The organism is Bacteroidota bacterium (assembly GCA_018266835.1).
Lineage (GTDB): Bacteria > Bacteroidota > Ignavibacteria > Tepidaquicellales > Tepidaquicellaceae > JAFDZO01.
The window spans coordinates 1,466,677-1,491,221 of the sequence record JAFDZP010000002.1 but is presented as its reverse complement, the minus strand read 5'-3'; the positions used below and the strand labels follow the sequence as shown (position 1 = coordinate 1,491,221).

Sequence of the window (24,545 nt, the reverse complement as noted above, 5' to 3'; positions counted from 1 at the left end):
ATTTTACCTGTAACTTAAGTTCAAATCGTTCAGGTCTTCATCTAATAAATTTTTAGAAATATAAAATTTATATTTCCCGTTTACAAAATAATCAACAGGGTTATCGGCAAAAGAATTCACATATGAAGCAATAAGCTCGTTTGAATACAAATTATAAATATTTATTTCCTTCTTATCTATAGCAAAATAATATTTCTCACCTTTGTAAATTTTATCTTTGAATAATTCGCGAAATTTTGTGCTGGTATAATTCTCAATCGGAGTTTTAGTCGAAAGAAAAAATGAACTATCAGCAGAGATTTCAACGACATCATTGGGTGATAAGAATGATATATCCTTGAAAGCCTTATACTTCGCAATATAATTACCGAAATCTTTTATTATTTTTTGATTGGTATCAACTTTAATTTGATTATAAAAAGATAAAAATTCCTCAGTACTCAAAGTTGATAATAAATATTTCGAGAAAATTCCTGCAAGCGGATAAGATATGGACGGGTCTTCATTGTAAAAATTTTCAGAGTTAAATAAAGGTTTATAATTTGCAAAATCATATCTAGCGATATAATAACCTACATCGTTTAAAACACTACCGCTTTGACCTCCTCTGCCGCCGATTGCAACTGCAAATCCTTCCTGTAAAAAAGGGACCGGATAAAGTGAGTTTTCTTTTATTTTGTAATTCAAAAGCAGATGAGCTACTTCATGAAAGTGACATGAATAGGTTGTGACCACCGCATCCAGCTCCGATAGATATCGGCCTCTTGAAACACTACCGGTTAAATTAGCAATCTCATCATTGTTACTGCAAAAAACATAAAGAATTTTCTTCTCTTTAAGTAAATTTATATCCTCCTCACTGTAATCCAGGAGTTTTGCAGTGTTGCCTACAAAGTTATCAAGTTTGTTAATACAATAAGGATTAAACAGTTTTTCATCGCTAATAAGAAAATCAAAATATTTTCCGCTTTGTTTTTTCCAGGTATGTGTAAAGTAAGATAAAGGTGTGACAGCTTTGTTTTCTTTGGAATAAAATGTAACTGAATAGTTTTCACTCGGGACATTGAGTATGGATTTTAAATACCCGTCTTCTAACGGAGTGTTTAAAATATTAAAAGAGGTTTTACCTATTTTAATATTTTCTTTTATCTTGTGATTAATATACGAGGAGAAACTGAGAAGCAATTTGCTTTCCACTCCTGCAAAAGTGGTATTGAGACGCTGCGAATATTGGATTTCGTCGGGGGAGATGTAATTCAGAGCTTCATCGTTATCGTTTATAAGAAGGCTGATGAACCTTTCCTGCTCAGAATTGTTTTGAGCGAAAACTGAAGCAAAAGATATGAATGTATACAAAACTATTGAAAAGAAAAATTTACCCATGATTTTTATTTTAAGAGTAATTTATCTTTTCAATAGTATTCCAATTAGATTTTAAAATTATTGACCTGACTGATAGTTAAAAGTGATTTTATCACCTTCGGAAATACCATTTTTATCACAAAAGCCTGCCACAGTTTCCACTACATACATTGCCTTTTTTTCAGATGGCATCGATTTTTCAGAGTAAGGAATTGCGTTCTTATAAATTTTTACAATCTCTTTATTACTATTGATAAAAATTATATCCAGCGGCATTATTGTATTCTTCATCCAGAAAGCCTGGTCATCATCCTGCGGAAAAATAAAAAGCATACCTTCATTTTCAGGCATAGATTTTCTCCACATCAAACCCTGTGCTCTTTGCGTGTTATCGTCTGCAACTTCAATATCAATTTTTTTTAATTCTTTTCCGTCCTTCTTCAAAAAAGTAAGGTCGCCTTCTTTTTTAAACGGCGGTTCCGGATGTTTGTTTACTTCTTCACGGGGATCTTTGACTTTCCACTCAGTGCTTTCATCTTTCTTATTGCAGCCCTGTAAAGAATAAAAACTAAAACTTAAAAAAAGAAATAAAGTTAAAAAATTCTTATATCTCATTTGTAATTATTTTCCTTTAAAAAATCTTTTATGCATTCCATCAGATGATAGTTCTGCTCGCGAGTGCCCAGAGTTATTCTGGTTTCAGTTTTAAAAGCTTCCTCATTTAAAAACTTTATCAGCATATTTCTTTCCTTCAGATATTTATCCAGGTCTTTTCTTATGTGATGCGGCATATCTACCAGCATAAAATTTGCATATGATTTATATGCAGTAAACCCTTCCATGCTGTTGAACTCTTTGTAGAAGTACTCTTTATCTTCCTGCATCATTTTCGTAACTCTTTCATAATATTCCATATCATCTAATGCAATTTCTCCAAGTTTTTCTGACATTTTATTATAACCCAGATACCTTACTGAAAAATTTATAAGCTCTTCAAGATTTTTGCCGGCAAACGCAAATCCTATTCTTGCTCCTGCAAGCGCATAGTATTTTGAGAACGTTCTGCAGATTACAAGATTCGGAAAATCGTCAATAAATTCTTTTACGTAATCATTTTCAGTGGAGCCGAATCCCCAGTACGCTTCATCAATCATCACAATTGCGCCGCGTGCCGAATCAAGAAATCTTCTTAGTTCCTCTTTTGGAATTCTATTACCTGTAGGATTATTTGGAGATGCAATCAAAACAATTCTTGGCTGTTCTCTAGTGTATATCTCAATCATTCTGTCGACATCGTACATATATGTTTTCAGTCCATCCTTTTCCCCTATGAACATAGGGTACTCAACATTAAATCCGCCGACTTCATAAGCAACTTTTTTATAATACCACCATGCTTCTTTAGGAATTAATATTTTTTCCTTTCTATCGAGGTAGTAGTGAATGATTTGTTTGAGAAGGTCTTCACTTCCATAGGAAAGAATTACCTGTCTTTCATCAATGTTAAAATCGTTTGCAATCCTTTTTGATAAGCTTGATTTCACACCTTTTGCAAAATCACGTGAGTACCATGACAAGTCATCTATTGTCGCATGTTTCAGATACTCATAACATTTTGGTGACGGACCATATTGTGATTCGTTTCTATCAAGATATTGCAGTTCGTTGTATTTTTTTTCAGCCATAATATTTTATAACTTTTATTTTTTATTTAAAAAAGAACTAACACCATTTTTACATTCTTCCGTCATGCGTGTTATTGCATTCAGGTCGACTGCATAGTCAAGTGAAGATTCAAAGCTCATTGAAGGAACGTTCTTAAACAGTTCTTTTGTCAAAGCAAGTGAGCTCATGGGTAATTTATTCAAAGCTACGCAATGTTTCATTGTAAAGCTCTCTAACTCTTCAGAAGGCACTACATAATTACTGAAACCCAATTCTTTTGCTTCGGTTCCATTGATGAAGCGTGACGTTAAGAGTAAATCTTTTGCAACAGTCTCAGTTACTCTCTTCATAAGAAAAATCATTACGATTGCAGGTATAAATCCGATTTTTACCTCAGTATATCCGAATGTTGCTTTATCTGAAGCGACTATAAAATCGCAGACGCTTGCTATTCCGCATCCACCGGCAAGAGCATATCCTTCGACCATTGCAATAACTGTTTTTTTGCAATAGTAGATTGCAAGAAGCATGTTTTTGAATTTTTGTGAGTCCTGCTTGTTCTGAAGAATATCAAACTCGGAAATTTTCTGAAGATAATCTAAGAATAGACCTGAACAAAAATTACCGCCCGCTCCCATAAGAATTATTGTCTTAGTATTTTTGTCATCGGAAAGTTCATTGAAAACATTTGTTATCTCAGAAATCATTTCTTCGTCCAGAGAATTTCTTTTTTCCGGACGGTTAAGAATAACTTTCTTCGTTAATCCTAAATCTTCTACTATTATTTTTTTATATGTCATTATAATGTATAAATGTGTTGTTGTTATGGTTTACAAGCTCTGAGCTTACTAAGAAATTTTTATTGATATTCTCCTGTGAAATTATTTTTTGCGTATCTCCGAAATCAACCATCTTTCCTTTATTCATCAGCAGCGTCTTTGAAGAATATTTTAACGCAAGATTCAGATCGTGGATTACAAATATTACTGTCAAACCTTTTTTTATATTCAAATCTCTCAGCAGCGATAAAGTCTCATACTGATAATTTATATCAAGATGCGTCAGCGGCTCATCGACAATTAAAATTTTCCCTTTTAAATCATGCGCTATATCCAGCTGAACAAGTGATAGCGTTAACAGAATCTTCTGCCTCTCCCCGCCGGAAAGTGTTTTCAGTGTCTTCTCTTTATACTGAGTTACTCCACACACTTCCATAGCTTCATTTACAACAATTACGTCTTCATTGCTGTAAGAGAGCTGCGAAGATTTTATATAAGCATATCTGCCTAAGAGCAACAAATCATACACTTTCAGTTCATTAACATAAGCAGGGAAAACCTGCGGCAGATAACTTATATTTCTTGAAAACTCTTTATGCTCGTAGTTCTTTATATCTTTGCCTGCGTAGCTTACACTTCCTGAATAATTATTTATTATTCTCGAAATGATTTTCACTAATGTCGATTTACCTGAACCGTTCCTTCCTATTATTGCAAGTACATCACCTTCGCTTACTGAAAAAGAAATCTTCTCAAAAAATTTTGTGTCTTTTTCATAGGAGAATTCAACTCCTTTTATTTCAAGAAGAGTTTCGTTCAACTTAGCTTAAATGCTCAAGAGTTTTCGGATTCAAAAACCATTTGTAAACTCCATGCTCCTTCTTAACATCAAAATCTATGAGGCATACTCCCGATTTTTTGAAGTTATAAAAATCTTTTTTGTTTGAAAGAGCGCCAACCAACATTCCCATCATTGGCTCATGTCCGACAAGTACAATAGAATTCAGATCTGCGTTTAACCTTATCAGTTCGATTACCTGTGAAATCGAAGAGCCTATTTTGAGTTCATTCGCAATCTCAACATCGTGTTTATATTTAATGGATGTAGCAATTACTTCCGAAGTCTGCACTGCTCTTGTAAGCGGACTTGTAAAAATTTTATCTGCAGCTTCGAGTTCTTCTTTTAAGTTTTTGGCAACTTTACGGGTTGTCATTCTTCCTTTTATCGTAAGGAAACGGTATTCATCGGATTTTACGGAGTTCGTTTCGTGGTCTATTGCTTCCCCGTGTCTTATTAAATAAATTTTCATAGTGTATTTTATATCAGTTCACATACAACCGGTTTTACAGAGTCCGGTGTTAATAATTTTATTTTGCTTATGGAGTTTTCTGCTCCTGCTGTAAACGGAGTCTTAACCCGTATATAATTTCTTGTATATCCTTCTATCCATCCCGCATCTTTAACTGTTTCAAATAAAACTTCCTGCTCTGTCCCTATGTACTTAGAATAAAAATCAAATTTCTTTTTATTGGATAAATTTCTCAATACCTGGCTTCTGAACTTTCTTTTTCTGACATCGACTGAATCAGGCAGTTCAATTGCGACCGTATCTTTTCTCTCTGAATAACTGAATACGTGCAGGTAACTTATCGGAAGTGAATTTAAAAATTTATAAGTGTTATCAAAATGTGCATCTGTTTCACCCGGGAAACCGACAATTACATCCACACCTATACCTACGTCTTTAATTTTATCGTTAATCTTATAAATTAAATTTTCATAGAAGTCTGCATTATACCTTCTTCGCATTGCTTTAAGAATTTCTGAGTCACCGCTTTGCAAAGGAATATGAAAATGATTGCAAAATTTATTTGATGATGCATACAAATCTAATATCTCATCTGTCAGCAGATTCGGCTCAATAGAACTTATTCTTATCCTGCTTATATCAAGTTTATCCAGTTCATATAAAACATCTATCAATTTATATTTAAGAACTTCTTCCTCAGATACTTTTAACTGGAAATCGTAATCGCCTGTATTTACTCCGGTAAGAATTATTTCTTTATATCCGCTATCTATTATCTTTTTAGCATTCTCAATTACTTTTGTAATATCTTGGCTGCGTGATTTTCCTCTTGCCATCGGAATAGTACAAAACGAACACTTATAATTACATCCGTCCTGAATTTTTAAGAACGCTCTCGTTCTTGAATCCGTATCGGCAGAAAACGCTTCAACAAACTCATCTAATTCATAAACTTCTTTTCTTATAACTTTTGCATTAGAGTGATTTTCAATTCCGTCTATGCACGATACATTCTCTTTTTCAAAATTATCCATGTAATCAAACAGCTTGAACTTCTCATTTGCGCCGAGCACTAAATCAACGCCTTCCATCTTTGCAATTTCTCCGGGCTGAAGCTGCGCATAGCATCCTGTTACAATTACATAAGTATCAGGATTATTTCTTATCACGCTTCTTATTATCTGTCTGCATTCTTTATCGGCGTTATCTGTTACTGAGCATGTATTCAGCACAAAAATATCGGAAGGATTTCCGTAATCGGTAACTTTGTAGCCTTTATCCTCAAATTGTTTGGCAATTGTTGAGGTCTCGCTATAGTTCAGTTTGCATCCAAGCGTATGTAATGAAACAGATTTTGACATTCTGTAATTTACCGATTATTAGGGGGATTTTTAAGTTAAAAATCTATATATATTAAAATACTGCATTATTATGCAGGATTTATAATATTGTTAACATCTCATTTATATTAAAAATCACCATATGAAATTCAGAATTATACTTATTGCAGCAGCGCTGTTTTTAGTCGCAAACCGCTCATTTTCGCAGAATTTTTTCTTTGTGAATGACTCAGCAGCTGTATCATCTTACTACACTTCAGGCGCATACGATGCCGAACTTAGGGGAATCATTGCTCCCGTTATTGAACATTTTAAAAACACAGCTGCAAAACCAAATGATGTATTTGTTATAGATGTGGATGAAACTGCATTAAGTAATTTTGATGTATTCAGAGCTTCAGGTTATATATGGAATTCCGAGCTCTATAATAAGCAATTAACAACGGAAAGCTCGCCGGCAGTTAAACCTGTTCAGGAGCTTTATAATGTTCTCGTAGAAAGGGGTTACAAGATATTTTTTATTACCGGAAGGGATAATAACGATTTCAATTATACACATACTTACGGAAATCTGAAAAAATCAGGTTACACGCAAATTGATTCACTTATACTAAGACCGCAGGAATTTAAAAATTCAACTGCACAGGAATACAAAAGCACAATCCGCCAGAGACTTGCGAGCGCGGGTTATAACTTCGTTGGAAATGCAGGAGACCAGTGGAGCGATATGGCAGGAGGCAATGCCGGCATTATGGTTCGCGTTACAAATTATATGTACTGCATTAAATAATTTTTATATAAAAAAATAAAACAAAAAAGCCGTGAGAGGAAAACCCACGGCTTTTCATTTTTCATTTCCGGTAACTACTAATTTATTTCTTACATCTTACTTCTTACTTCTTACTTCATTAATACCATCTTACCTATTAATGCCTCACCTTCGAGTTCAACTCTGTAGTAATAAATTCCTGATGAAAATTTTGCAGCATTCCATTTCGTTTCGTAAATTCCTTTGCCGTTAACATTAAATTGAATAATGTCTACAAGCTGACCTATCTGATTATAAATTTTTACGAAATAAACTCCCGTAATATTTTTGTTTACAATAAATTTAATTGTAGTCGTCGGATTGAACGGATTCGGATAATTTCCTAGCAGCTTATAAGTTCCGGCAATATTTACATTTTCATTCTCATTGTTTACATGTGTCGGATTACCAAAACTTGTAAACGGACTTATTACTCCGTAACCAATACTTATATTTATTATCTGCTGCTTTATGGCAAGTGCCTGCGGCGTTCCCGGAGTTAAAGCATAATATTGAATCAATAGATAATCAATTTTCTGCTTCGCCCATATCTTCGTTAAAAACTGATATCTTGTAGCTGCCGTATCAACTCTGTTAAAAGTATACTGATATGATACCGGCTGATTAAATGCTCTGCCGGAAAGAGTTACCGTTACAGGTCCTGTTGTTGTATATCTTCCGGATACTATCATCTGCTGTCCGATGTATAAATTCGGTAACGGATTCGGGCAAACATTTGTAATTCCGCCTGAGTTAAAGCTTATCGTCGGGCTTAATAATACCGGATTTTTTATTCTTAAATAAAAATTCGTGATTCTTGATTCCAGTTCACCGTCTAATAAAAATTCAGAGTAACCATTGTTTTGTGACGACATCAATGTAAGCAGCTGCTGATTTACATCGGTACCTATTCCAAAAGAATAAAGGAATATTTTTGTTTCGGTTGAAGTAATTAAGGTGTGAACATGGTTAAGCAAAGCCGTTGTTTCTGTAATTCCCACTGTAGGCTGTCCGTCTGTAAAAAATATTATAATATTAGCAGTGCTGTCATTTGCTGCGGCAAATTGCGGAACTGCCGTTGAAAATGCTCCCGATATATTTGTGCTTCCACCTGCAGTAATATTATTTACGTAGGTGAGAGCAGAGTCACGGGTTTGAGTAGTATATAATACATGCTGGCTTCTGAAGCTGTAAACATTTGTTTCAAAATCTACTATGTTAAACTTATCTCCGGGATTAAGATTATTAACAATAAACTTTGCTGCATTTACTGCCTGAGTAATTTTTGTGCCGCTCATGCTACCGGACCTATCCACAATCAGTGTGAATACTTTTTTAATTATGCTCGATGTACTTCCCGGATTAGGTTCTGCTATGAAAGTAAAAAATCCTCCGAGTGAATCAGGCAGCTGGCTGTTTGGAATTAACGTAGAATAGCTAAAAAGCCCGAGCTGACTTGAGTTCAGCGAATATTTTATTTTATAATTTACAGTTGCAGCAGCGTTATACTGATTGCTGATAACAACTGCATTATTGCCATTATTTGAAAGCTGAGTTAAAGGATTTGTGCTTACAAGTCTTATACTGTCAATCGTCCTTGGTGATGTAAGATTAAATGTCAGTTCCTGTGATTCAATTGTTGCGGTTTGTATTAAATGGTAATCATTTGGATAATCGTAATAAACACTTCCGAAATCATAAGCGAGCATCTGAACATAAGTAAGTTCTACAAGTAGAGTTGAATCTTTTTTTACCTGCTGCGGAATTCCAAAAAACATCGGTGTATTTCCCAGGTAGGCTTTCAGATTTACATTCATTGTTCCGCCGGGCAATGTCGTATCCTGCGGTCGGGGAGCAATGGGCGCCTGATACCAGGTGCCGTTTACTTTCCATCTTAACCCTGTCGCGCTTGCGCCTTCGGGCAAAGGAAAAGCAAAGGAGACGATTTTATCTGCTCCTAATGAATTTTGAAAAGTCTGAGTAGTTACAGTTGTAGAGATCTGGCTTTCAACGGAAGTATTTATTTTTGTGCCCGTAAGTTTTAAATAAATTCCGGTTGAAGCGTTTACAACGCCGACTCCGTTTGCAAATACCTGCGAAGCAGTAAAGCAAAGAATCGTTAGAAAGGAGAGAAGTAATTGCTTTCTCATAGCGTTTCCTCCTGTAAGGGTTTATGATGAGTTCTTAACGAATTGTAAGATAAATTACTGATATAATAAATCCAATTTTTAATGCACTACCCAACTTTCAGAATAATGCATTTTCAGTAAGATAATTGTTATGGATTGGGAGACTGAAAATCAATTGACATATATTTGAAATTCAGAACCATTTTGTCAAACTTCGAAATAAAATCCTGTCCAAGATTTCCATAAAAAAATTCTTCTTTATCTCTTACAGGAACTGAGAGTAAATCAAGTTTAGGTATGCTCGTTTTGCTTTTCCCTACTGAGAGCTCTGTATCTTTTATTATGTAGCCTGAAACTTTAGTCTCACCTCCAGCCCCCGAAAATTTTATGTCCTCGAGTTTATATTGTGATGTTACTTCCTTTTCATAATCATTTAAAAAAGGAGAGTATAAGAGGGTACTCTTTGCACCTGTATCAAAAGTAAATGCCATCGGATTATTTTTGTAATCAACTTCAATAACGGGATTAAATGAATCCAGTACAAGATTGTTTAAATCAGATTCAGGTACATCAAGAGGCACATTAAAGTTACCGTCTCTTGTAAGTATCATCTCTCCCATGGCTTCCATTACAGGGAAGCCCAGTATTCCGTTTATTTTGTATGCGCCGCCTGCAAACGATAAAATTGAATCAGGCACAACAAGAAATACGGTATTCTTTATTTCCATGTTACCCATAAAAAATGATTTTGAATATGCAATTGATGCATCAACTTTTTTCTCAGTTATCGTACCGACTTTTATCTTAGCTTCAGTTATTACCAGATCTAGTTTAGAAGCATAGCTTTCTGTAATTGTGGAAAAATTTGCTCCGGTATCGAATACAAAATCGATTGAATCATTATTATAAACTACAGGAAGATTATATAATCCCGCTATATCCTTTTTCATTTTAATATTAGTCTCAGATTTTTTCACGGCCTCCTGTTTTCCCAGATTTCCCAAAGCTTTCCAGATTATAAGCGAGTTTTCGTAATCTTCCCTATCCTTTTGCTTTATATACGCAGCGTAGTTTTTCAAAAGAATTTCTGAATACTCGGCAGATTTTTTATAATTCCCCAGCCATACATTATTTATAACACTTGTGGAATACAAATCTTTTTTAACTGAATCATGAATTTCTTTATTTGCAATAAGCTCAGGTAAAAAATATTTTTCGGACTCTGTCGGTTTATTTTTCAGAGCATAATAAAACACATTACAAATATCTTTTTCATTTTTATTGAGAGAGTTTTCCGTTTCTTTAAACTGAGAGATGAATTTAAAAAATTTCTTGCTGCTGTATAAATCATACAGCTTATCGAATGCGCTGTTTTGTGCCATCAATGGTAAATTTAACATTAAAAAAATAAATAGAGCTTTCATTGTGTTAACTTTTTTTTTATTCAAAGATATAAACTGCATGGAAAGATTGATTGTAAAAATGCGACAAGATATCATTTCTTTCCCCTCCTTTATAAGGAGGGGGATAGGGGGAGGTATAAGAAATTATATTATTAGGTGAATAACGGAAGCTTCAATTGAATTTCATAAATCTCACAACCTCACTTCAATAAATTCAGATACTTTATAAGCTTCTGGCGGGATTCGAACACGGAAGGATTTGCTCCGGTAATTTTTTTAAACTCCTTATTAAAATGCGCCTGGTCATAAAATCCAAAATTAAAAAATATATCTCTTAGCGAAACATTCTCTTTTATTAGCTCACTCGTTAACGAGTTTATTCTTACTATGGATGAAAACTCTTTGGGAGAAAAACCCGTGACTTTTTTAAACTCTCTTTGAAACTGCCTTACGCTTATCGCTGCCTTCACTGCTAATTCTTCAGTCTTTACTGAACCATTACTTTCATTAATTAACTCAATGGCTTCTATTACATAATTTTTTACTAAAGAAAAATTAAACGACCTTTGTTCAAAGTAATCAGTAATAATTTTTATAATTTCATTATCATAAATTTCTGGATCTGAAAATTTTATGTCCGTAAACCCGGTTAGTTTATTTTTGTATTTTTCAATTTTTCCTTCAGTTAAAAGATAGAAAACCTCCGGTTTAAATTTTAACAGAAAGATATAAGAGTTCTCGGGCAGATTCAGGTTCACCTTCTTATCTCTGTACCCGGCAATTTTTGCCGAGAGCTTTTTTGTCTTCCCGTTATAAATAATAAGCAGCGAAGATGTGGAATCCAGCAGCAGCTGGAAATTCAGTTTCTTTTTTTCCTTCACCTCAAATTTAGCCATCTCCGAAAAGAAATTTACCAGTGCACCCGGCGGCTTAGTTTCTGTATAATATAATTTTAAACGGTTTAACAGATTAGTATCAAATTAGAATTTAGATTAAAATTTTACATATTTAATATACAACGTTTTTGGTAAATTTAAAATTAACTCAATTTTATAATACATATGGCTAATAATTCCAAAAACGATGTTATGGAGAAAATTGTTTCGTTGGCTAAACGAAAAGGATTTGTCTTCCAGTCTTCGGAAATTTATGGGGGACTGAACGGCTGCTACGATTACGGTCCGCTTGGCGTTGAACTGCTTCGCAATATTAAAGAAGCATGGTGGAAAGAAATGACTCTTCGCGAAGATGTCGAAGGTCTCGATGCTTCTATCCTTATGCACCCAAAAACATGGGAAGCTTCCGGTCACGTTGAAAATTTCACTGACCCGCTTGTTGACTGCAAAGAATGCAAAGCACGCTTCCGCGCTGACCAGCTTGATGACGTTGAATGCGGCAACAAAGGATATAAAGGAAGAAAAGCCAGCAAGTGCCATGCAGAAGGAAAGTTTACCGAAGCAAGAAATTTTAATATGATGTTCAAGACCTTCATCGGTCCTCTGGAAGAATCTTCAAACGCAATTTATATAAGACCTGAAACTGCACAGGGAATTTACCTTAACTTCCTTAACGTTAGAGAATCTGCAAGGCAGAAGCTTCCTTTCGGAATTGCCCAGGTCGGTAAAGCTTTCAGAAACGAAATTAATACAAAGAATTTTTTATTCCGCACACGCGAGTTTGAACAAATGGAAATGCAGTTCTTTGTTAAGCCGGGCGAAGATGAAAAATGGTTCGATTACTGGAAAGAACTTCGTTATAACTGGTTCATAAAGTACGGATTGAAAAAAGAGAAGATGAAATTTTTATCTCCCGATAAACTTGCTCACTATGCAAAAGCTGCTGCCGATATTGAATATGAATTCCCGTTCGGCTGGGGAGAGATTGAAGGCATTCACAACAGAACTGACTTCGACCTCAAGCGTCATACAGAATTCTCCGGTAAAAAAATGGAGTACTACGATGACCAGACTAAAGAGAGATTTATTCCATATGTAATCGAAACTTCAGCAGGCGCATCAAGAAGCTTTATGGCTTTTCTTGTTGATGCCTACGAAGAGCAGGAACTGAAGAAAGAAAACTCTGACGGAACGACGAGCTCGGAAACAAGAGTTGTTCTTCATCTGCATCCGGCACTGGCTCCGATTAAAGCTGCGATTTTTCCATTGGTAAATCGCGACGGAATGCCTGAGCTTGCTCATAAAATAACAGCTGAGTTACGAAAGAATTTCAATGTGTTCTATGATGAATCCGGTGCAGTCGGAAGACGCTACAGAAGGCAGGATGAGAACGGAACTCCATTCTGTATCACTGTTGATACTGAATCATTGGAGAACAACACTGTTACGATTCGTGAACGGGATTCTATGGAGCAAATCAGAATTCCAATTGACCAGATAAGAAATTATTTAATCAATAAAGTATTGATTTAACTTATAGCGAAACTTACGCCCCCTCGTAAGTTTCGCCCTATAATATTGTTTTATCAAGATTGGAATTTCTTAATCAAACTTTGCGTTTTTACTTTAATGAACGCAGCAATTCCTACAACTTTATCAAAAGATAAAAGCTCACAAACTTAGTAATACTGTATTAAAAAGTAAATGCTCTGCTGCTTATTAGTACTAATAGGGAAATATTTTTTCAGCAGATAAATTTTTCATAATCTTTTGGACCATACCTTCATAACCATACTCGGCTTTGTAGCCGCATTTTTTACAACGTTCGCCCTGCTTCCGCAGGGGCTTCGCGCTATAAAAACCAAGCACACAAAAGACCTTTCGCTGCCAATGATTGTAATGATGGAAGTAGGAATCATTCTCTGGCTTGTTTACGGAATCATCATCGCCGATATGCCGCTTGTCTTTGCTAACGGTATCGGAACAATCTTCGCAACCATCAACCTAATAATGAAGCTCCGCTATGGGTAAATCAGTTGATAACTCTGTTCTGAAAAAAATATTTCTTTTCACAGAAATGAACGATGACGACCTCGAAAAAATAAAATCGTTCGTCAGCAAAAAAAAATTCGGCAAGGGAGATATAATTTTTTTTGAATCTGAAATGTATGGCGGACCCTATGTTGTTCTGGAAGGCGCAGTGAAAATTTATAAGGTCTCAAAAGAGGGACGCGAGCAAATTCTTCACCTCATTTATCCTTTTAATTCATTCGCAGAAGTTCCGATGTTTGAAAAATTTACTGATGATACCCGGGAATACACATACCCTGCAAATGCAATGGTAATGGAAGATTTCACCGAAATACTTTATATACCCGCCGAACGCCTCTATCAGTTTTTTAAAAACGATATAAGTATATGTCTGAAGATGCTTGCCAGTCTTGCGAAGAAGAACAGACAGCTGAATTTTCAGATTGAAAATCTTACCTTAAAGGATGTTGTTAAGCGTGTTGCAGGATTTCTATTAGCCGAACACAAAAAGACCGGCAAAGAAAGTTTTGAAGTCGATATCAGCCGTTACGATATGGCATCACTGCTCGGCACAATTCCCGAAACACTATCCCGCACATTAAAGAAGCTTCAGGATGAAAATCTTGTTGAAGTCTCCGGAAAATCTTTTACTATAAAGAATATAGAGAAGCTGAAGAAGATGGCGGAGTGATTTCACTACTTACTATCTTCTTTTTATTTCCCGCTGCTTTCCAATATTGAAGTAAGCTTAAACAAAGTAAACGCACTTACTGCCATTACTAAATCCCTTACTGCAACATCAAGGAAATGCCCGCCTGCAAGCAGTGAGAGCGCAATGCATACCAGCCACGCGGAAACAATAACTGAACCGATTTTTGGCTTTGCCATTACGATAAATCCCGCAGTGATTTCAATTAATCCGACTATCATCATAAAAATTTTTGCGCTGAAGGGCAGAATGCCGGCAAGCATGGGATTTAGATACATCTCCCAGTTAGTTAAAATATTTGTGAATTTATCCAGCCCTGCGACTATAGGAACAATAATAAAAACTGCTTTAAGCAGTGAGTAAACAGGTTTGAGTTTTTGCTCTGTGTTGTTCATTTTTATTTTCTTTAATTTTCTTTATTTACTTATTACTCCGTTAGATAAAGAAGTCACAAAAAGGATACAGAATTTTTTTTGTAACCTTTTAAGCGCTGGCTTATCTAAAATGGAAAGCCGAGGACCAAAAAACAAAGTGGAAAACATTAAACAAAAAAATGCTGCGTCAGATATAACTGATGAGGAAGTGATAAAAGAAATTTTAAGCGGCAATAAGAATGCCTATGAAATTATAATGCGCAGGTATAATCAGAGGCTCTTCAGAATAGGCAGGTCGTTTATTAATGATGATGACGAAGTGCAGGATGTATTGCAGGCATCATATATAAAGGCATACGAAAATCTGCAAAAGTTTGAACATCGCTCGGCATTCCCGACGTGGCTTACAAGAATAGTAATTAACGAATCCATGGCAAGAAATATTAAAAATAAAAAATCAAATTTATACAGCTCAGCCGGAGAGGATGAGAGCAGAATGCTCTCGCTGATATCTAAGGATATGAATCCCGAAGAGAAAGCCTCCAACAACGAGCTTAAGGAAGCGCTTGAGAAAGTTATAGATAATCTTCCTCTGAAATACAGAACTGTTTTTGTAATGAGAGAGATTGAAAAAATGAGTATTGCTGAAACAAGTGAATGCCTGAAACTGACCGAAGGAAACGTGAAAGTACGGCTGAACAGGGCAAAAGAAATTCTGAGAAAAAACCTTATCAATGTTTACAAAGAAAATGAAGTGTTCAGTTTTCTCGGCTCCCGCTGTGATAGAATTGTATCTAATGTGCTTAGCAGGATATGACAGATTCATAACTATTCCTGCTTATAGTTTTCCCTTTGACTTAAGTCAATGCCTCTCAAATCCGATTCATTTAATTTTATTGTAACTAAAGAAAACCAAACAATAAAATAAAATGAACATCACACCTGAAACATCACTCGGAGAAATTGTAAAGAACAACTTCAGGGCAATAAGAGTCCTTGAAAAATATAATCTTGATTACTGCTGCGGAGGAAAGAAATTGTTTTCAAACATCTGCACTGAAAAAGGACTGAATGCAGAGGAAATCACTAATGAACTTGCCAAGGTTGAAAACGAATACGTAAGCGATAAATTCAATTTCTGGCCGATGTCATTTTTATGCGAGTACATAAAAGTAAATCATCACGATTATTTAAGAAGAGTTTTCCCTGTAATATCACAGCATATAGATAAAGTTGTTAACGCTCACGGAGACAGGTTTGATTATCTGCCTCAGCTAAAAGAAGTGTTTGGAAAAATCCGGGAAGAGCTTTTATCTCACATGGAAAAAGAAGAGAGAGTTTTGTTTCCATATATTTCAAGCATGGATAAAACATACAATAGCGTTTCGTTTCCTCCTTTCGGAAATGTAGAAACACCCATAAGCGTATTGATAAGAGAGCACGAAGAAGCAGGCGGAGATATTGAGATACTGAAACAGATTACCAACAACTTCACTCCGCCTGAAAATGCATGCACTACATTCAGAGTAACGTTCAACGAGCTGGATGAGTTTTACAAGGATTTGAAAATCCATATTCACCTTGAAAACAACATCCTCTTCCCAAAGGCAATTGAAATAGAAAGCGGAATCAGAAATTAATTTTTACTATATATATTAAAATGAAGAACAGAAAAACATTAATAATAATAGCAGCGGTATCGATAATATCACTTGCAGGATTTTTAACGGTAAGAAATTCCAAACTGCAGGAGCTCGGCGTAGGTCCCGTGAAAGAATTAAAACTAAGCAGTACAATTGATGAAAGACTTGTGACTCATGGCAAAGAAATATTTGATGCAAAGTGCAGCATGTGCCATATGATGAATCAATGCAAAGTGGGTCCGCTGATGCAGGGAGTAACGAAGAGAAGAAAACCTGAATATATAATGAATATGATTTTGAATCCTGTAGAAATGACTAAGAGTAATGCAACTGCCGAAGACCTGATGCAGAAATACGGAATGCAGATGCCTTTGCAGAACTTATCACAGGATGAAGCCCGCGCATTGCTGGAGTATTTCAGAAGTTATGATAAGTAGTTCTCAGTTGTCAGTTGCTAGTTGCTAGTTGTCGGTTATCGGTATCTAAGCTGTTACTGAGAACCGGCAACTGACATCCGGCAACTATTGCTTCTTCGTATAAGTCGTTTCACTGCTCATAGTCTGGTCTTTTCCGTTTGCATCCTTCCAGTTAGCCGTCCATTTCATTACAAGTTTCCCTCCGGTCAGCTCCATACTTCTGCTGCTTGTGCCTGTAGCATTTTTAGATTGCAGGGTTAAAGTCATCGCATCAATTTTTCCTGTGCCTGTGGATACACTTGCGACTCCCCAGTCATCAAACCACCATGAAGTTACATTGTTCTGTGCATCACATCCGTAAACACCGAGCCCTGTATAAGTATGCGCTTTATCATCGGAGACTGCCGATAGGTTTATGATGAGAAATTGTTTGTTCATATCCATACGGAAAACAACTTCTTCATTCATTTTAGCGCCCATCATGTCGGATTGGCCCGTCCATGTGCCTTCGATCAAATTCAGAAAAGAAATATCAAGAGGCTTAGGGGGATTATCCTGAGCGTGTAAGTTTATTGAGATAAAAAATGTTGCTAAGAGAAGGAAGAGAGTTTTAAGTTTCATATATAGGATATACCTTTAATTCTTGGTTATGTTCCGTGAAAAGATAAATAATATTTTATAAAATGGAAAAACAAAAATACCGTATAGAGTTTTGGAAAAACGGAAAAAAAATAATTTCAAAAATCAGCAACGAGCTTGCACGCGAAGGCGCGCGGCTTACAAAAGATTTTTATTTAACACGAACCTCCGACTGGAAGTACACGGTGAAGGAAGTAAGGCAGGTGGATAACGTTGTGCAGAATACACATGTGCTGAATCACGAAGAGAATAATCCCGATGTCCTGCCGGATAAGAGTTATGTTGTAGAGTTGGAGTGAACAAAAAGACCTGTCAGGTTTTTAATCCTGACAGGTCAAATTATTTATGATTGGATCCCGTTTTGTTGTTTTCAATGATTGGTTTCCTTTTTACCTCCCCCTATCCTCCTCCTTATAAAGGAGGGGGAAGAATCACGTAAACATTTCAATGTATAACAAAAAGACCTGGTCCCGCTATAGCGGGATCAGGTCAAAATTGTTTCATAGAAATTTGCGTTCCGAAGCTGGAGCATCGGAACGAGAGATTAAAGTAATCATGTTCCCCTCCTTACCAAGAAGGGGCTAGGGGTGGTTTAATGTTGAATGTGAAAACAAATTATACGTTAAACCCCACCTAACCTCCCCTTGGTAAGGGGAGGAACATTATGGCAAAATCAAAAATAAAAATGAAACATCATCTGATACTCGTTGTTATCAACTGATGGTGTTTCGGTTACGAAGCGGTACATGCCTTCCATTTCCATTCCCGGCATTGGGAACAATGCAAAGCCGGCGCTTATTCTGCTAATCTCATCATCAACAACATCTCTGTTCGGGTCGCGCATTTCGTACTGACCGCGGAGCTCTACGCCTCTTACTAAGCGAACGCTTAACTCTCCGAAATTATACATACCACGCTTGAAAACATTCGTCTCCTGATTTTCAATGAAGTCAACTTCACCAAGTATCGCAACTCTATCGAACAAACCGATCTTTGTAAATCCGTTAAACGATTTCTGGTTTGCATCCATCATATCGCCAAACTGGTCAGCTTTTCTGAAAGGATTATTATAAAAAGATGTTCCAAGATTTACGTGAACCAGATCTTCGGCAAAGTGAAAAGTATAATCAGCCGAAGCGACAAACATTTTATTTAAATCTGTATCGAAGAAATCTATGCTGAGTCCGTTAAAGACTGCAACGTTCATATTAAAATCTCCCGGAGAAATACCAAGCAGCAATCCTGCATCTGCATCGTAGGGAGTATTGAGTAAATATAATCTCTGATATGCTCTGTGGTCAGGAATTCTTATTCCGAACGACGGAGAAAATTTCCCTGCCTGAAAATAAATTTTTGCAGGACTGATGTTTGAAAGCAAACCGTAGAATTCATTCTTAACAGGAGCTTCAGAGCTTTGCAATCCTGACGAAACAAACACGCTCAGCTTTTCATTAAGCTTTGCATTGATGTAAATGTTTCCTTCCATTGCAAGAAATTTATTTGCAGCAGTTGAAGTCTTTACCTGATTATCGCTGTGAGCAATTCTCACATCGCCGCCCACTGAGATGCTTTTGCTCAGTTTTGGAGAAAATTCCATTTTAGCGGAGAGCTTCTTGAACATATCCATTTCAAGATTCTGCTGACCATACTTAGTGCCCCATTCCGTTCTCATCGAAGCCCCCGATGGATTGACGTGGCAGTCACCGCACTTATCGCCTGTGTAAGCGGCAAAGCGCGGGTAAGAAAAACTTTTAAGAGGTGAAAATAAAACTGAACATAGTAATACAGATGTGAAGAAAAAAAGTAAGGGTTTTTTCATATATAGTAATAGTTATTTATTAAAATAAAAGGACGGGGACGAGGAATATATTCGATATTTTCAAAGGTGTGACTTCGTTTCGGGTGCGAAATCAGTTTACATATTTACCGTTATGGAATTGTTATCGGCACTGTAATCAACCTTATAGCTTTTAAGATTTTTTGTAGCAGGTCCTTCGGTAACTTTTCCGCTCTTGTCAAACTCGGAACCATGTCCGGGACAAGTGAATTTAGTACCATCGAACTCTACCTGCTGTTTTTTGTGAGTGCATGTCATATCCAGCGCAGTAAATTTATTATTGCCTTTGTTTATAACTATGACTTTACTTGTTACCATTGCATAGCCGCCTTTGCTTCCGAGATCAGGGTAATCGGATAAGCTGAACGTCTTTGGCGCTCCGCCTGAGGCAACTTCGTAAGTATCGGCAGCAGCCAGAAGCTTATCTACATTGATGCAGCTTGCAGCCATAGTGCCGAGAATAACTCCCGTAAAAGATTTTTTTAAAAAATCCCTCCTGGAGGTGTCACATGTTTTTTTCTCGTTCTCCATTTTTGTTTTTAGATTAATAAATAATAGTGATAAACTTCTTTGTTTGTATTTAGTGATTTAAAAATAATAAAATTGAATTCAAGTTGCAGTGTTGTTGGTCAGAATCTGTCTAAAAACAACACGTTTCCCCTCCCCTTATTAAGGGGAGGGATAGGAAGGGGTTAAAGCAAAGGAGTCACAAAAATTTCAAATCCACTTTTACCTCCCCCTGCCCCCTCCTTATAAAGGAGGGGGAGAAATTGTATTTATTTCTTTTTAATTATCAGTTCACCTCTTGCTGTGGGACCTCTGAATGTTGAGTAGTTCCACTCGCCTTGATAAAATGAACTGTAAATGCTTGCATTAAAAAATACATTTGCATCTGCAATTCTTGGATTTGTATTTACAAAAATTTTACCTTTTGTATAATCCATATTTCCCGAGAAGTCTCCGCCCATTGTTGACTTGCCCGGAAATTCTTCGACGTACCATTTATCTACAGTATATGTGCCGCTTATAGAAGGCAAATTTACATCTTTCACTGTGATGTTTTTTACTGTCATTGTACCTTCCGCAACCTTTGTTCCGCCTGTTCCGAACATTGTAAAGGCATAATCACCCAGTTCTATCTGATTATCTGAGCTTCCTGATGAAGTGCAGCCGCTTAAAAATGCCAGAGCAATAAAAAACACAAAGAAAAATTTTGAAAATTTCATAATTTTAGAGAGATTATTTTATTAAAACCATTTTCTTTACCTGAGTAAAAGTATTCCCGCCGCTTAATGGTGATGCTGTCATTTTGTAGAAATACGGACCCGAAGGCAGATTATAAATTGATGTATTGAAATTTACATTGTGGAAACCTGTTGCATAGCTGCTATTATTAACAAGCACTGCCACTTCTTTTCCGGAAATATCATAAACCTTCAAAGATACAATGGCATCTTCAGGAACTAAAAAAGTTATTGTTGTAGTCGGGTTAAACGGATTAGGAAAATTTTGTTTTAATCCGAATGTTACCGGGCGTTCAGATGAGTTCACAATGCCGTTGAGACAGCTTGCAAGAGCATACCCTAACCTTATGGTATCTCCCGGCAAAGGACCAAAACCTAATGCCAGCCTTATAGCACCGTTAAGATGGCAATAACTCATTATAGTTCCGTTATAATTCGGTCGAGTACCTGAATAACAACCACCCTCTGACTGATAACATGAATCAATTGCACCTAAAGCAAAAGAATTAATAGGCCATACGCATGCCTGTGTATGCATTGAACCAAAATTATGTCCGAGCTCGTGAGCTACAACATTTACTGTCCATGAGTATGTTGGGTAATTATTATAATCATTTTCAATTGCGCAAAAAGAAAACCTGCCGAACTGCTCTGACTGGACATATTGCTGGCATAAAACATTTATCCATGCAATACCGCCGCCGACATCTCTTGTTGTTAAAAGCTGTGCAAGGCTTCCGGAAAAATTATCCCGAGAGTTAGAACCGAATGTTGTCAGAATGGTCTGCATATCAGTCATATTAGCATAGGGGTCTGATTGTATCCACCATTTTACCTGGGAAATCTGAAGCGGAATAAGTTCATTATTATAAATAGTCTGTACAGATGCGAACATTCCCTGTATGAAATTAATAAGAGTGGTTGAGTTTGAACCGTTATCTAAAAACATTCTGTAATCCGCTTCAAAATAAATTCTTGCGGGAGCGCGTGTTCCGTCAAAATTGGATGGAGTTTCTCCCGTTGTATTGTTTGAAGTATGACGTGTATATTTTTCTTCGTTACCTTCTACTCCGCATTTAAATTTATTTAATACTTTTAAATCATTATCGTTATAAAGGATATAGTTATCAGTATAGCTGTTGTTTTCTTTTACTGAGCCAAGCACATAATTTCCGGTCTCATCGCAGATTACTCCCATTACGAAATCATTAAAAATACTTATCGAGGCAATTGAGTGTTCTTTTCCTTTTATAATCCCTGAATAAGATTTTCCTGTCGAAACTTCAACTTTTCTTTCACCTGTACCGTTTTTTTCATAGAATGAAATACCATCTGAAAAGATTTTCTGTTCAACAAGCTGCAGCTCTAACGGAAGCGCATCGCCTGTAGGAATTATGAATGAAATTGATTTTTCATTTGATGCAAGAAGACTATGTAATACATTTTTATCGAGCATTAAAGATATCGATTTTTTTGCAAAGTCATTTGAACTGTTTCTGTTTGCCGTGCTCCCGAATAAACTGACTGTTTTAAAGTTTATGTGGTTTTGGTTATTAGCAATTAAAGTACCCGTTCTTGCAGGATTGCTAAAAGTATCTATAGTCTTACTTTCTTTGCTGAATTCCGTCAGCCCTGTAAAAACCCCCACAGATACTAAAAGAATTATTATAGGGAGAACCCGTAAAATTTTTTTCATATTATTTTAATTCAGATGAATTTGTAAAATTTTGTTTGTCATTTTTTTGCTGCATACCTGCGCTTTTATTGTCAGCAGCCTGCTTAGTGTATTGCAGGGTCCTGTGCAGATTGCTGTTAGTCATTGTCAGCAAAGTAGAACCTGTTGAGCTTGAAACACTATAGTTATAACTTATACCTGTATCCGTGTATGTTAAAACTCCATTAGCTGTAGTATATGACCTTGTTACAGGTGTTGAGCTGGGACAAGTCAACGTTGCTGTAGTCGAAGAAAAAACCACAGTTTCATTATTGCAGATATCATATTGAGAGCCGGATTGGTCAGTTAATAGCCAGGAGCCCGTAACATCATCCGAGCCCAATGCATTAAGGATGTCATTACAGTTAGCTGCCATGAAAGATAACGATAGTAATGCGAGACAAATCAGAGAATTGAAAATACGAAGAAAGTATTTAGATTTCATGTGTTGTGTTTAAAGTTAAAGGTAAATTATAAATCTTAACAACAAATATCAATTGTTTACAGATAGTGTTTATAAGGCATAAATCGCATAAAGTTCCCTAAAAATCTAACTTTTAATAAAATATCTGTTTGTGTTTTTCAGTTCGCGAAATGACCAGTTGTTTCTCAATTTGTATCTCGTTTAAGAACCGTTTATCATGCGAAACTACCAATAAAGCTCCCTTATAACTATTTAAAGTTCCGGTTAATTCTTCCAGACTTTTTAAATCCAGATTATTGGATGGCTCATCAAGAATAAGCAGCTCCGGCATGGTTCCGCTCGCCATTATACATGCAAGTCCTGCCCTTATTTTCTCCCCTCCGCTTAACACTTTTACCTTTTTAAAAGCATCTTCACCTCTGAACAAAAATCTTGCGAGACGGATTCTTAGTTCGTGCTCGGGAATTTTTTCCTCAGAAAATTTATCTGAATAATTTTTTAAATTTTCATAAACGGAGAGTTCGCTATCAAGTATTTCTACATTCTGGTCAAGAAATACTGTGTTTTTGGAGTGGAGTTTTATTTCTCCTTCTGAAGTATGAAACTTCCCCAATATTAATTGCAAAAGAACTGATTTACCGCAGCCGTTTATCCCTGCAATGCTCCATCTTTCAGAGCCCGATATAGAGAAGTTTATATTTTCCTTCCAGAGAAAATTTTCAGAATCGCCGAATTTAAAATTCAAATCTTTAACTTCCAGTATCATTTTTTGCGAAGGGATTTCAGATGAATTCAAATCAATCATTAATGAGTTTGAGTTTTCAAGTTTTTCTTTTGCAGCGATGAGCTTGGAGTTTATTGTTTCAATTTTTTCAGAGTGAGAATCTTTTAACCTCGTAAGAGTTTTCATTGAATTATCCTGCAGATAATTTTTCGCAATTTTTGGAATGCCGCCGGTTTTCATTTTTTTCTTTCCCGCTGCAGCTCTCTTTGCCTGCTTTTCGAGCGCTGCATTTTTTTCCTTTATTGATTTTTTATGCTGCTGATTTAAAGCCTCAAAAGTGTTCAGCGCTGCTTCTCTCTCAATTTGCTTCTGTTCTTTATAGAAATCATAATTTCCTCCGTAAGTTTTCATTCCCTTCGGTGAAAGCTCATTAATTTCATCCATAAGATTTAAAAGCTCTCTGTCGTGGCTGACTATAAGCAGTCCCCGTCTATAATTTTTTATAAGTGAGTATAATATATTTCTTGAATCAGTATCTAAATGATTTGTCGGTTCATCAAGCAAAGCAAAGTCAGGCTTGTTTAACAGAAGTGAAGCGAAAAGCAGGCGCGACTTTTCGCCGCCGCTTAAAGTATCAAATCTTCTTTCAAGATTTATTTCTTCAAGTTTTGCTTCACAGAAAATATCTTTTATTCTTTCGGGCAAATCCCATTCCTCGTTTAATATTTCATAATCAAATTGGGTTGAGTTTCCCACTAAGATATTTTCAAGTGAAGATAATTTTTCTTTAATAGAAAGAACTTCCGCAACAGTTTGGTTATTATAAATAGAAAAATCCTGCGGTAACATTACAATACTGCCTTCGCTTATAACGCTGCCTTCATTGGGAATTATTTCTCCAGAGATAATTTTTAGCAGAGTGGATTTTCCCGTTCCGTTGTCTCCAATCAAAGCTGTTTTATTATAAGAGACTGCAAAACTTATATATGTAAACAAGGGTTCGTTATTCGCATAGGAATACGAAATATTATTTAATTTAATATGCATATGGTAGAATAGAAAACGGTTTTCTCTTTTATAAAAAGCAAAAAGAAAACA

At 36.0% G+C, this 24,545-nt stretch carries 26 protein-coding genes; 8 read left to right on the top strand and 18 right to left on the bottom strand.

The window, feature by feature from the left end:
- Window positions 1-3: 3 nt before the first annotated feature.
- Genes JST55_08300 through mtaB form a run of 7 tightly spaced genes read right to left on the bottom strand, consistent with a single transcriptional unit; the run spans window position 4 to window position 6,477 of the window.
- Window positions 4-1,383, bottom strand: coding sequence for a hypothetical protein (locus tag JST55_08300; protein ID MBS1493497.1), 1,380 nt, complete (start codon window positions 1,381-1,383; stop codon window positions 4-6).
- 57 nt (window positions 1,384-1,440) lie between these two features.
- Complete coding sequence (locus tag JST55_08295) at window positions 1,441-1,977, bottom strand: DUF192 domain-containing protein (GenBank protein ID MBS1493496.1); 537 nt, start codon at window positions 1,975-1,977, stop codon at window positions 1,441-1,443.
- Window positions 1,974-3,047 (bottom strand): histidinol-phosphate aminotransferase family protein, encoded by a 1,074-nt coding sequence (locus JST55_08290; GenBank protein MBS1493495.1) that lies wholly within the window; start codon window positions 3,045-3,047, stop codon window positions 1,974-1,976. Before JST55_08290 ends, JST55_08295 begins: the two co-directional genes overlap by 4 nt.
- 15 nt (window positions 3,048-3,062) lie before the next feature.
- Complete coding sequence (locus JST55_08285) at window positions 3,063-3,827, bottom strand: enoyl-CoA hydratase/isomerase family protein (GenBank protein MBS1493494.1); 765 nt, start codon at window positions 3,825-3,827, stop codon at window positions 3,063-3,065.
- On the bottom strand, window positions 3,817-4,626 hold the full coding sequence (locus JST55_08280) for an ABC transporter ATP-binding protein (protein MBS1493493.1): 810 nt from the start codon (window positions 4,624-4,626) through the stop codon (window positions 3,817-3,819). The genes JST55_08285 and JST55_08280 overlap by 11 nt, the downstream gene beginning before the upstream one ends.
- A 1-nt stretch (window position 4,627) precedes the next feature.
- On the bottom strand, window positions 4,628-5,116 hold the full coding sequence (gene sixA, locus JST55_08275; GenBank protein MBS1493492.1) for a phosphohistidine phosphatase SixA: 489 nt from the start codon (window positions 5,114-5,116) through the stop codon (window positions 4,628-4,630).
- Between the two features lie 8 nt (window positions 5,117-5,124).
- A complete protein-coding gene (gene mtaB, locus JST55_08270) occupies window positions 5,125-6,477 on the bottom strand; it encodes a tRNA (N(6)-L-threonylcarbamoyladenosine(37)-C(2))-methylthiotransferase MtaB (GenBank protein MBS1493491.1) in 1,353 nt (450 codons plus the stop codon).
- Between the two features lie 121 nt (window positions 6,478-6,598).
- Here mtaB and JST55_08265 point away from each other — a divergent pair, with 121 nt between their 5' ends.
- The gene (locus JST55_08265) at window positions 6,599-7,246 is read left to right on the top strand and encodes a hypothetical protein (GenBank protein MBS1493490.1); all 648 of its coding nucleotides are present in this window, start codon (window positions 6,599-6,601) and stop codon (window positions 7,244-7,246) included.
- 110 nt (window positions 7,247-7,356) lie between these two features.
- Here JST55_08265 and JST55_08260 read toward each other — a convergent pair whose 3' ends face one another.
- The 3 genes from JST55_08260 to JST55_08250 form a co-directional block, all read right to left on the bottom strand.
- A complete protein-coding gene (locus JST55_08260; protein MBS1493489.1) occupies window positions 7,357-9,414 on the bottom strand; it encodes a VWA domain-containing protein in 2,058 nt (685 codons plus the stop codon).
- Window positions 9,415-9,542: 128 nt separating this feature from the next.
- Window positions 9,543-10,817: an aspartyl protease family protein gene (locus tag JST55_08255; GenBank protein MBS1493488.1), complete on the bottom strand. Its 1,275-nt coding sequence runs from the start codon at window positions 10,815-10,817 to the stop codon at window positions 9,543-9,545.
- A 179-nt stretch (window positions 10,818-10,996) separates the two neighbouring features.
- Window positions 10,997-11,692, bottom strand: coding sequence for an AraC family transcriptional regulator (locus JST55_08250; protein MBS1493487.1), 696 nt, complete (start codon window positions 11,690-11,692; stop codon window positions 10,997-10,999).
- Between the two features lie 165 nt (window positions 11,693-11,857).
- Between JST55_08250 and JST55_08245 the strand changes: the two genes are divergently transcribed.
- From JST55_08245 to JST55_08235, 3 genes are all read left to right on the top strand, one after another.
- Window positions 11,858-13,225, top strand: coding sequence for a glycine--tRNA ligase (locus JST55_08245; GenBank protein MBS1493486.1), 1,368 nt, complete (start codon window positions 11,858-11,860; stop codon window positions 13,223-13,225).
- 237 nt (window positions 13,226-13,462) lie between these two features.
- A complete protein-coding gene (locus tag JST55_08240; protein MBS1493485.1) occupies window positions 13,463-13,723 on the top strand; it encodes a SemiSWEET transporter in 261 nt (86 codons plus the stop codon).
- Window positions 13,716-14,414, top strand: a complete 699-nt coding sequence (locus tag JST55_08235) for a Crp/Fnr family transcriptional regulator (protein ID MBS1493484.1) — start codon at window positions 13,716-13,718, stop codon at window positions 14,412-14,414. The genes JST55_08240 and JST55_08235 overlap by 8 nt, the downstream gene beginning before the upstream one ends.
- 23 nt (window positions 14,415-14,437) lie before the next feature.
- Here JST55_08235 and JST55_08230 read toward each other — a convergent pair whose 3' ends face one another.
- Window positions 14,438-14,827 carry a hypothetical protein gene (locus JST55_08230; GenBank protein ID MBS1493483.1) on the bottom strand — a complete coding sequence of 130 codons (390 nt, stop codon included), beginning with the start codon at window positions 14,825-14,827 and terminating at the stop codon, window positions 14,438-14,440.
- A gap of 136 nt (window positions 14,828-14,963) precedes the next feature.
- On the opposite strand from JST55_08230, the gene JST55_08225 reads away from it, so the two are divergent.
- The 3 genes from JST55_08225 to JST55_08215 all read left to right on the top strand — a co-directional run bounded on the left by JST55_08225 (window position 14,964) and on the right by JST55_08215 (window position 16,886).
- Complete coding sequence (locus JST55_08225; protein ID MBS1493482.1) at window positions 14,964-15,623, top strand: RNA polymerase sigma factor; 660 nt, start codon at window positions 14,964-14,966, stop codon at window positions 15,621-15,623.
- Window positions 15,624-15,735: 112 nt separating this feature from the next.
- Window positions 15,736-16,446, top strand: a complete 711-nt coding sequence (gene ric / locus JST55_08220; GenBank protein MBS1493481.1) for an iron-sulfur cluster repair di-iron protein — start codon at window positions 15,736-15,738, stop codon at window positions 16,444-16,446.
- A 20-nt stretch (window positions 16,447-16,466) separates the two neighbouring features.
- A complete protein-coding gene (locus tag JST55_08215; protein MBS1493480.1) occupies window positions 16,467-16,886 on the top strand; it encodes a cytochrome c in 420 nt (139 codons plus the stop codon).
- A gap of 84 nt (window positions 16,887-16,970) precedes the next feature.
- On the opposite strand, the gene JST55_08210 is transcribed toward JST55_08215, so the two are convergent.
- On the bottom strand, window positions 16,971-17,486 hold the full coding sequence (locus tag JST55_08210) for a hypothetical protein (protein ID MBS1493479.1): 516 nt from the start codon (window positions 17,484-17,486) through the stop codon (window positions 16,971-16,973).
- A gap of 62 nt (window positions 17,487-17,548) precedes the next feature.
- Between JST55_08210 and JST55_08205 the strand changes: the two genes are divergently transcribed.
- On the top strand, window positions 17,549-17,803 hold the full coding sequence (locus JST55_08205) for a hypothetical protein (GenBank protein ID MBS1493478.1): 255 nt from the start codon (window positions 17,549-17,551) through the stop codon (window positions 17,801-17,803).
- A gap of 374 nt (window positions 17,804-18,177) precedes the next feature.
- Here the strand turns inward: JST55_08205 and JST55_08200 are convergent, their stop codons facing one another.
- The 6 genes from JST55_08200 to JST55_08175 form a co-directional block, all read right to left on the bottom strand.
- Window positions 18,178-19,323, bottom strand: coding sequence for a hypothetical protein (locus tag JST55_08200; protein MBS1493477.1), 1,146 nt, complete (start codon window positions 19,321-19,323; stop codon window positions 18,178-18,180).
- Between the two features lie 96 nt (window positions 19,324-19,419).
- Window positions 19,420-19,872, bottom strand: a complete 453-nt coding sequence (locus tag JST55_08195; GenBank protein ID MBS1493476.1) for a Rieske 2Fe-2S domain-containing protein — start codon at window positions 19,870-19,872, stop codon at window positions 19,420-19,422.
- Window positions 19,873-20,117: 245 nt separating this feature from the next.
- Complete coding sequence (locus tag JST55_08190) at window positions 20,118-20,567, bottom strand: hypothetical protein (protein ID MBS1493475.1); 450 nt, start codon at window positions 20,565-20,567, stop codon at window positions 20,118-20,120.
- A 13-nt stretch (window positions 20,568-20,580) separates the two neighbouring features.
- Complete coding sequence (locus JST55_08185) at window positions 20,581-22,281, bottom strand: zinc-dependent metalloprotease (GenBank protein ID MBS1493474.1); 1,701 nt, start codon at window positions 22,279-22,281, stop codon at window positions 20,581-20,583.
- A 1-nt stretch (window position 22,282) separates the two neighbouring features.
- Window positions 22,283-22,744 carry a hypothetical protein gene (locus JST55_08180; protein ID MBS1493473.1) on the bottom strand — a complete coding sequence of 154 codons (462 nt, stop codon included), beginning with the start codon at window positions 22,742-22,744 and terminating at the stop codon, window positions 22,283-22,285.
- Between the two features lie 112 nt (window positions 22,745-22,856).
- Complete coding sequence (locus JST55_08175) at window positions 22,857-24,494, bottom strand: ABC-F family ATP-binding cassette domain-containing protein (protein ID MBS1493472.1); 1,638 nt, start codon at window positions 24,492-24,494, stop codon at window positions 22,857-22,859.
- Between the last annotated feature and the right edge of the window lie 51 nt (window positions 24,495-24,545).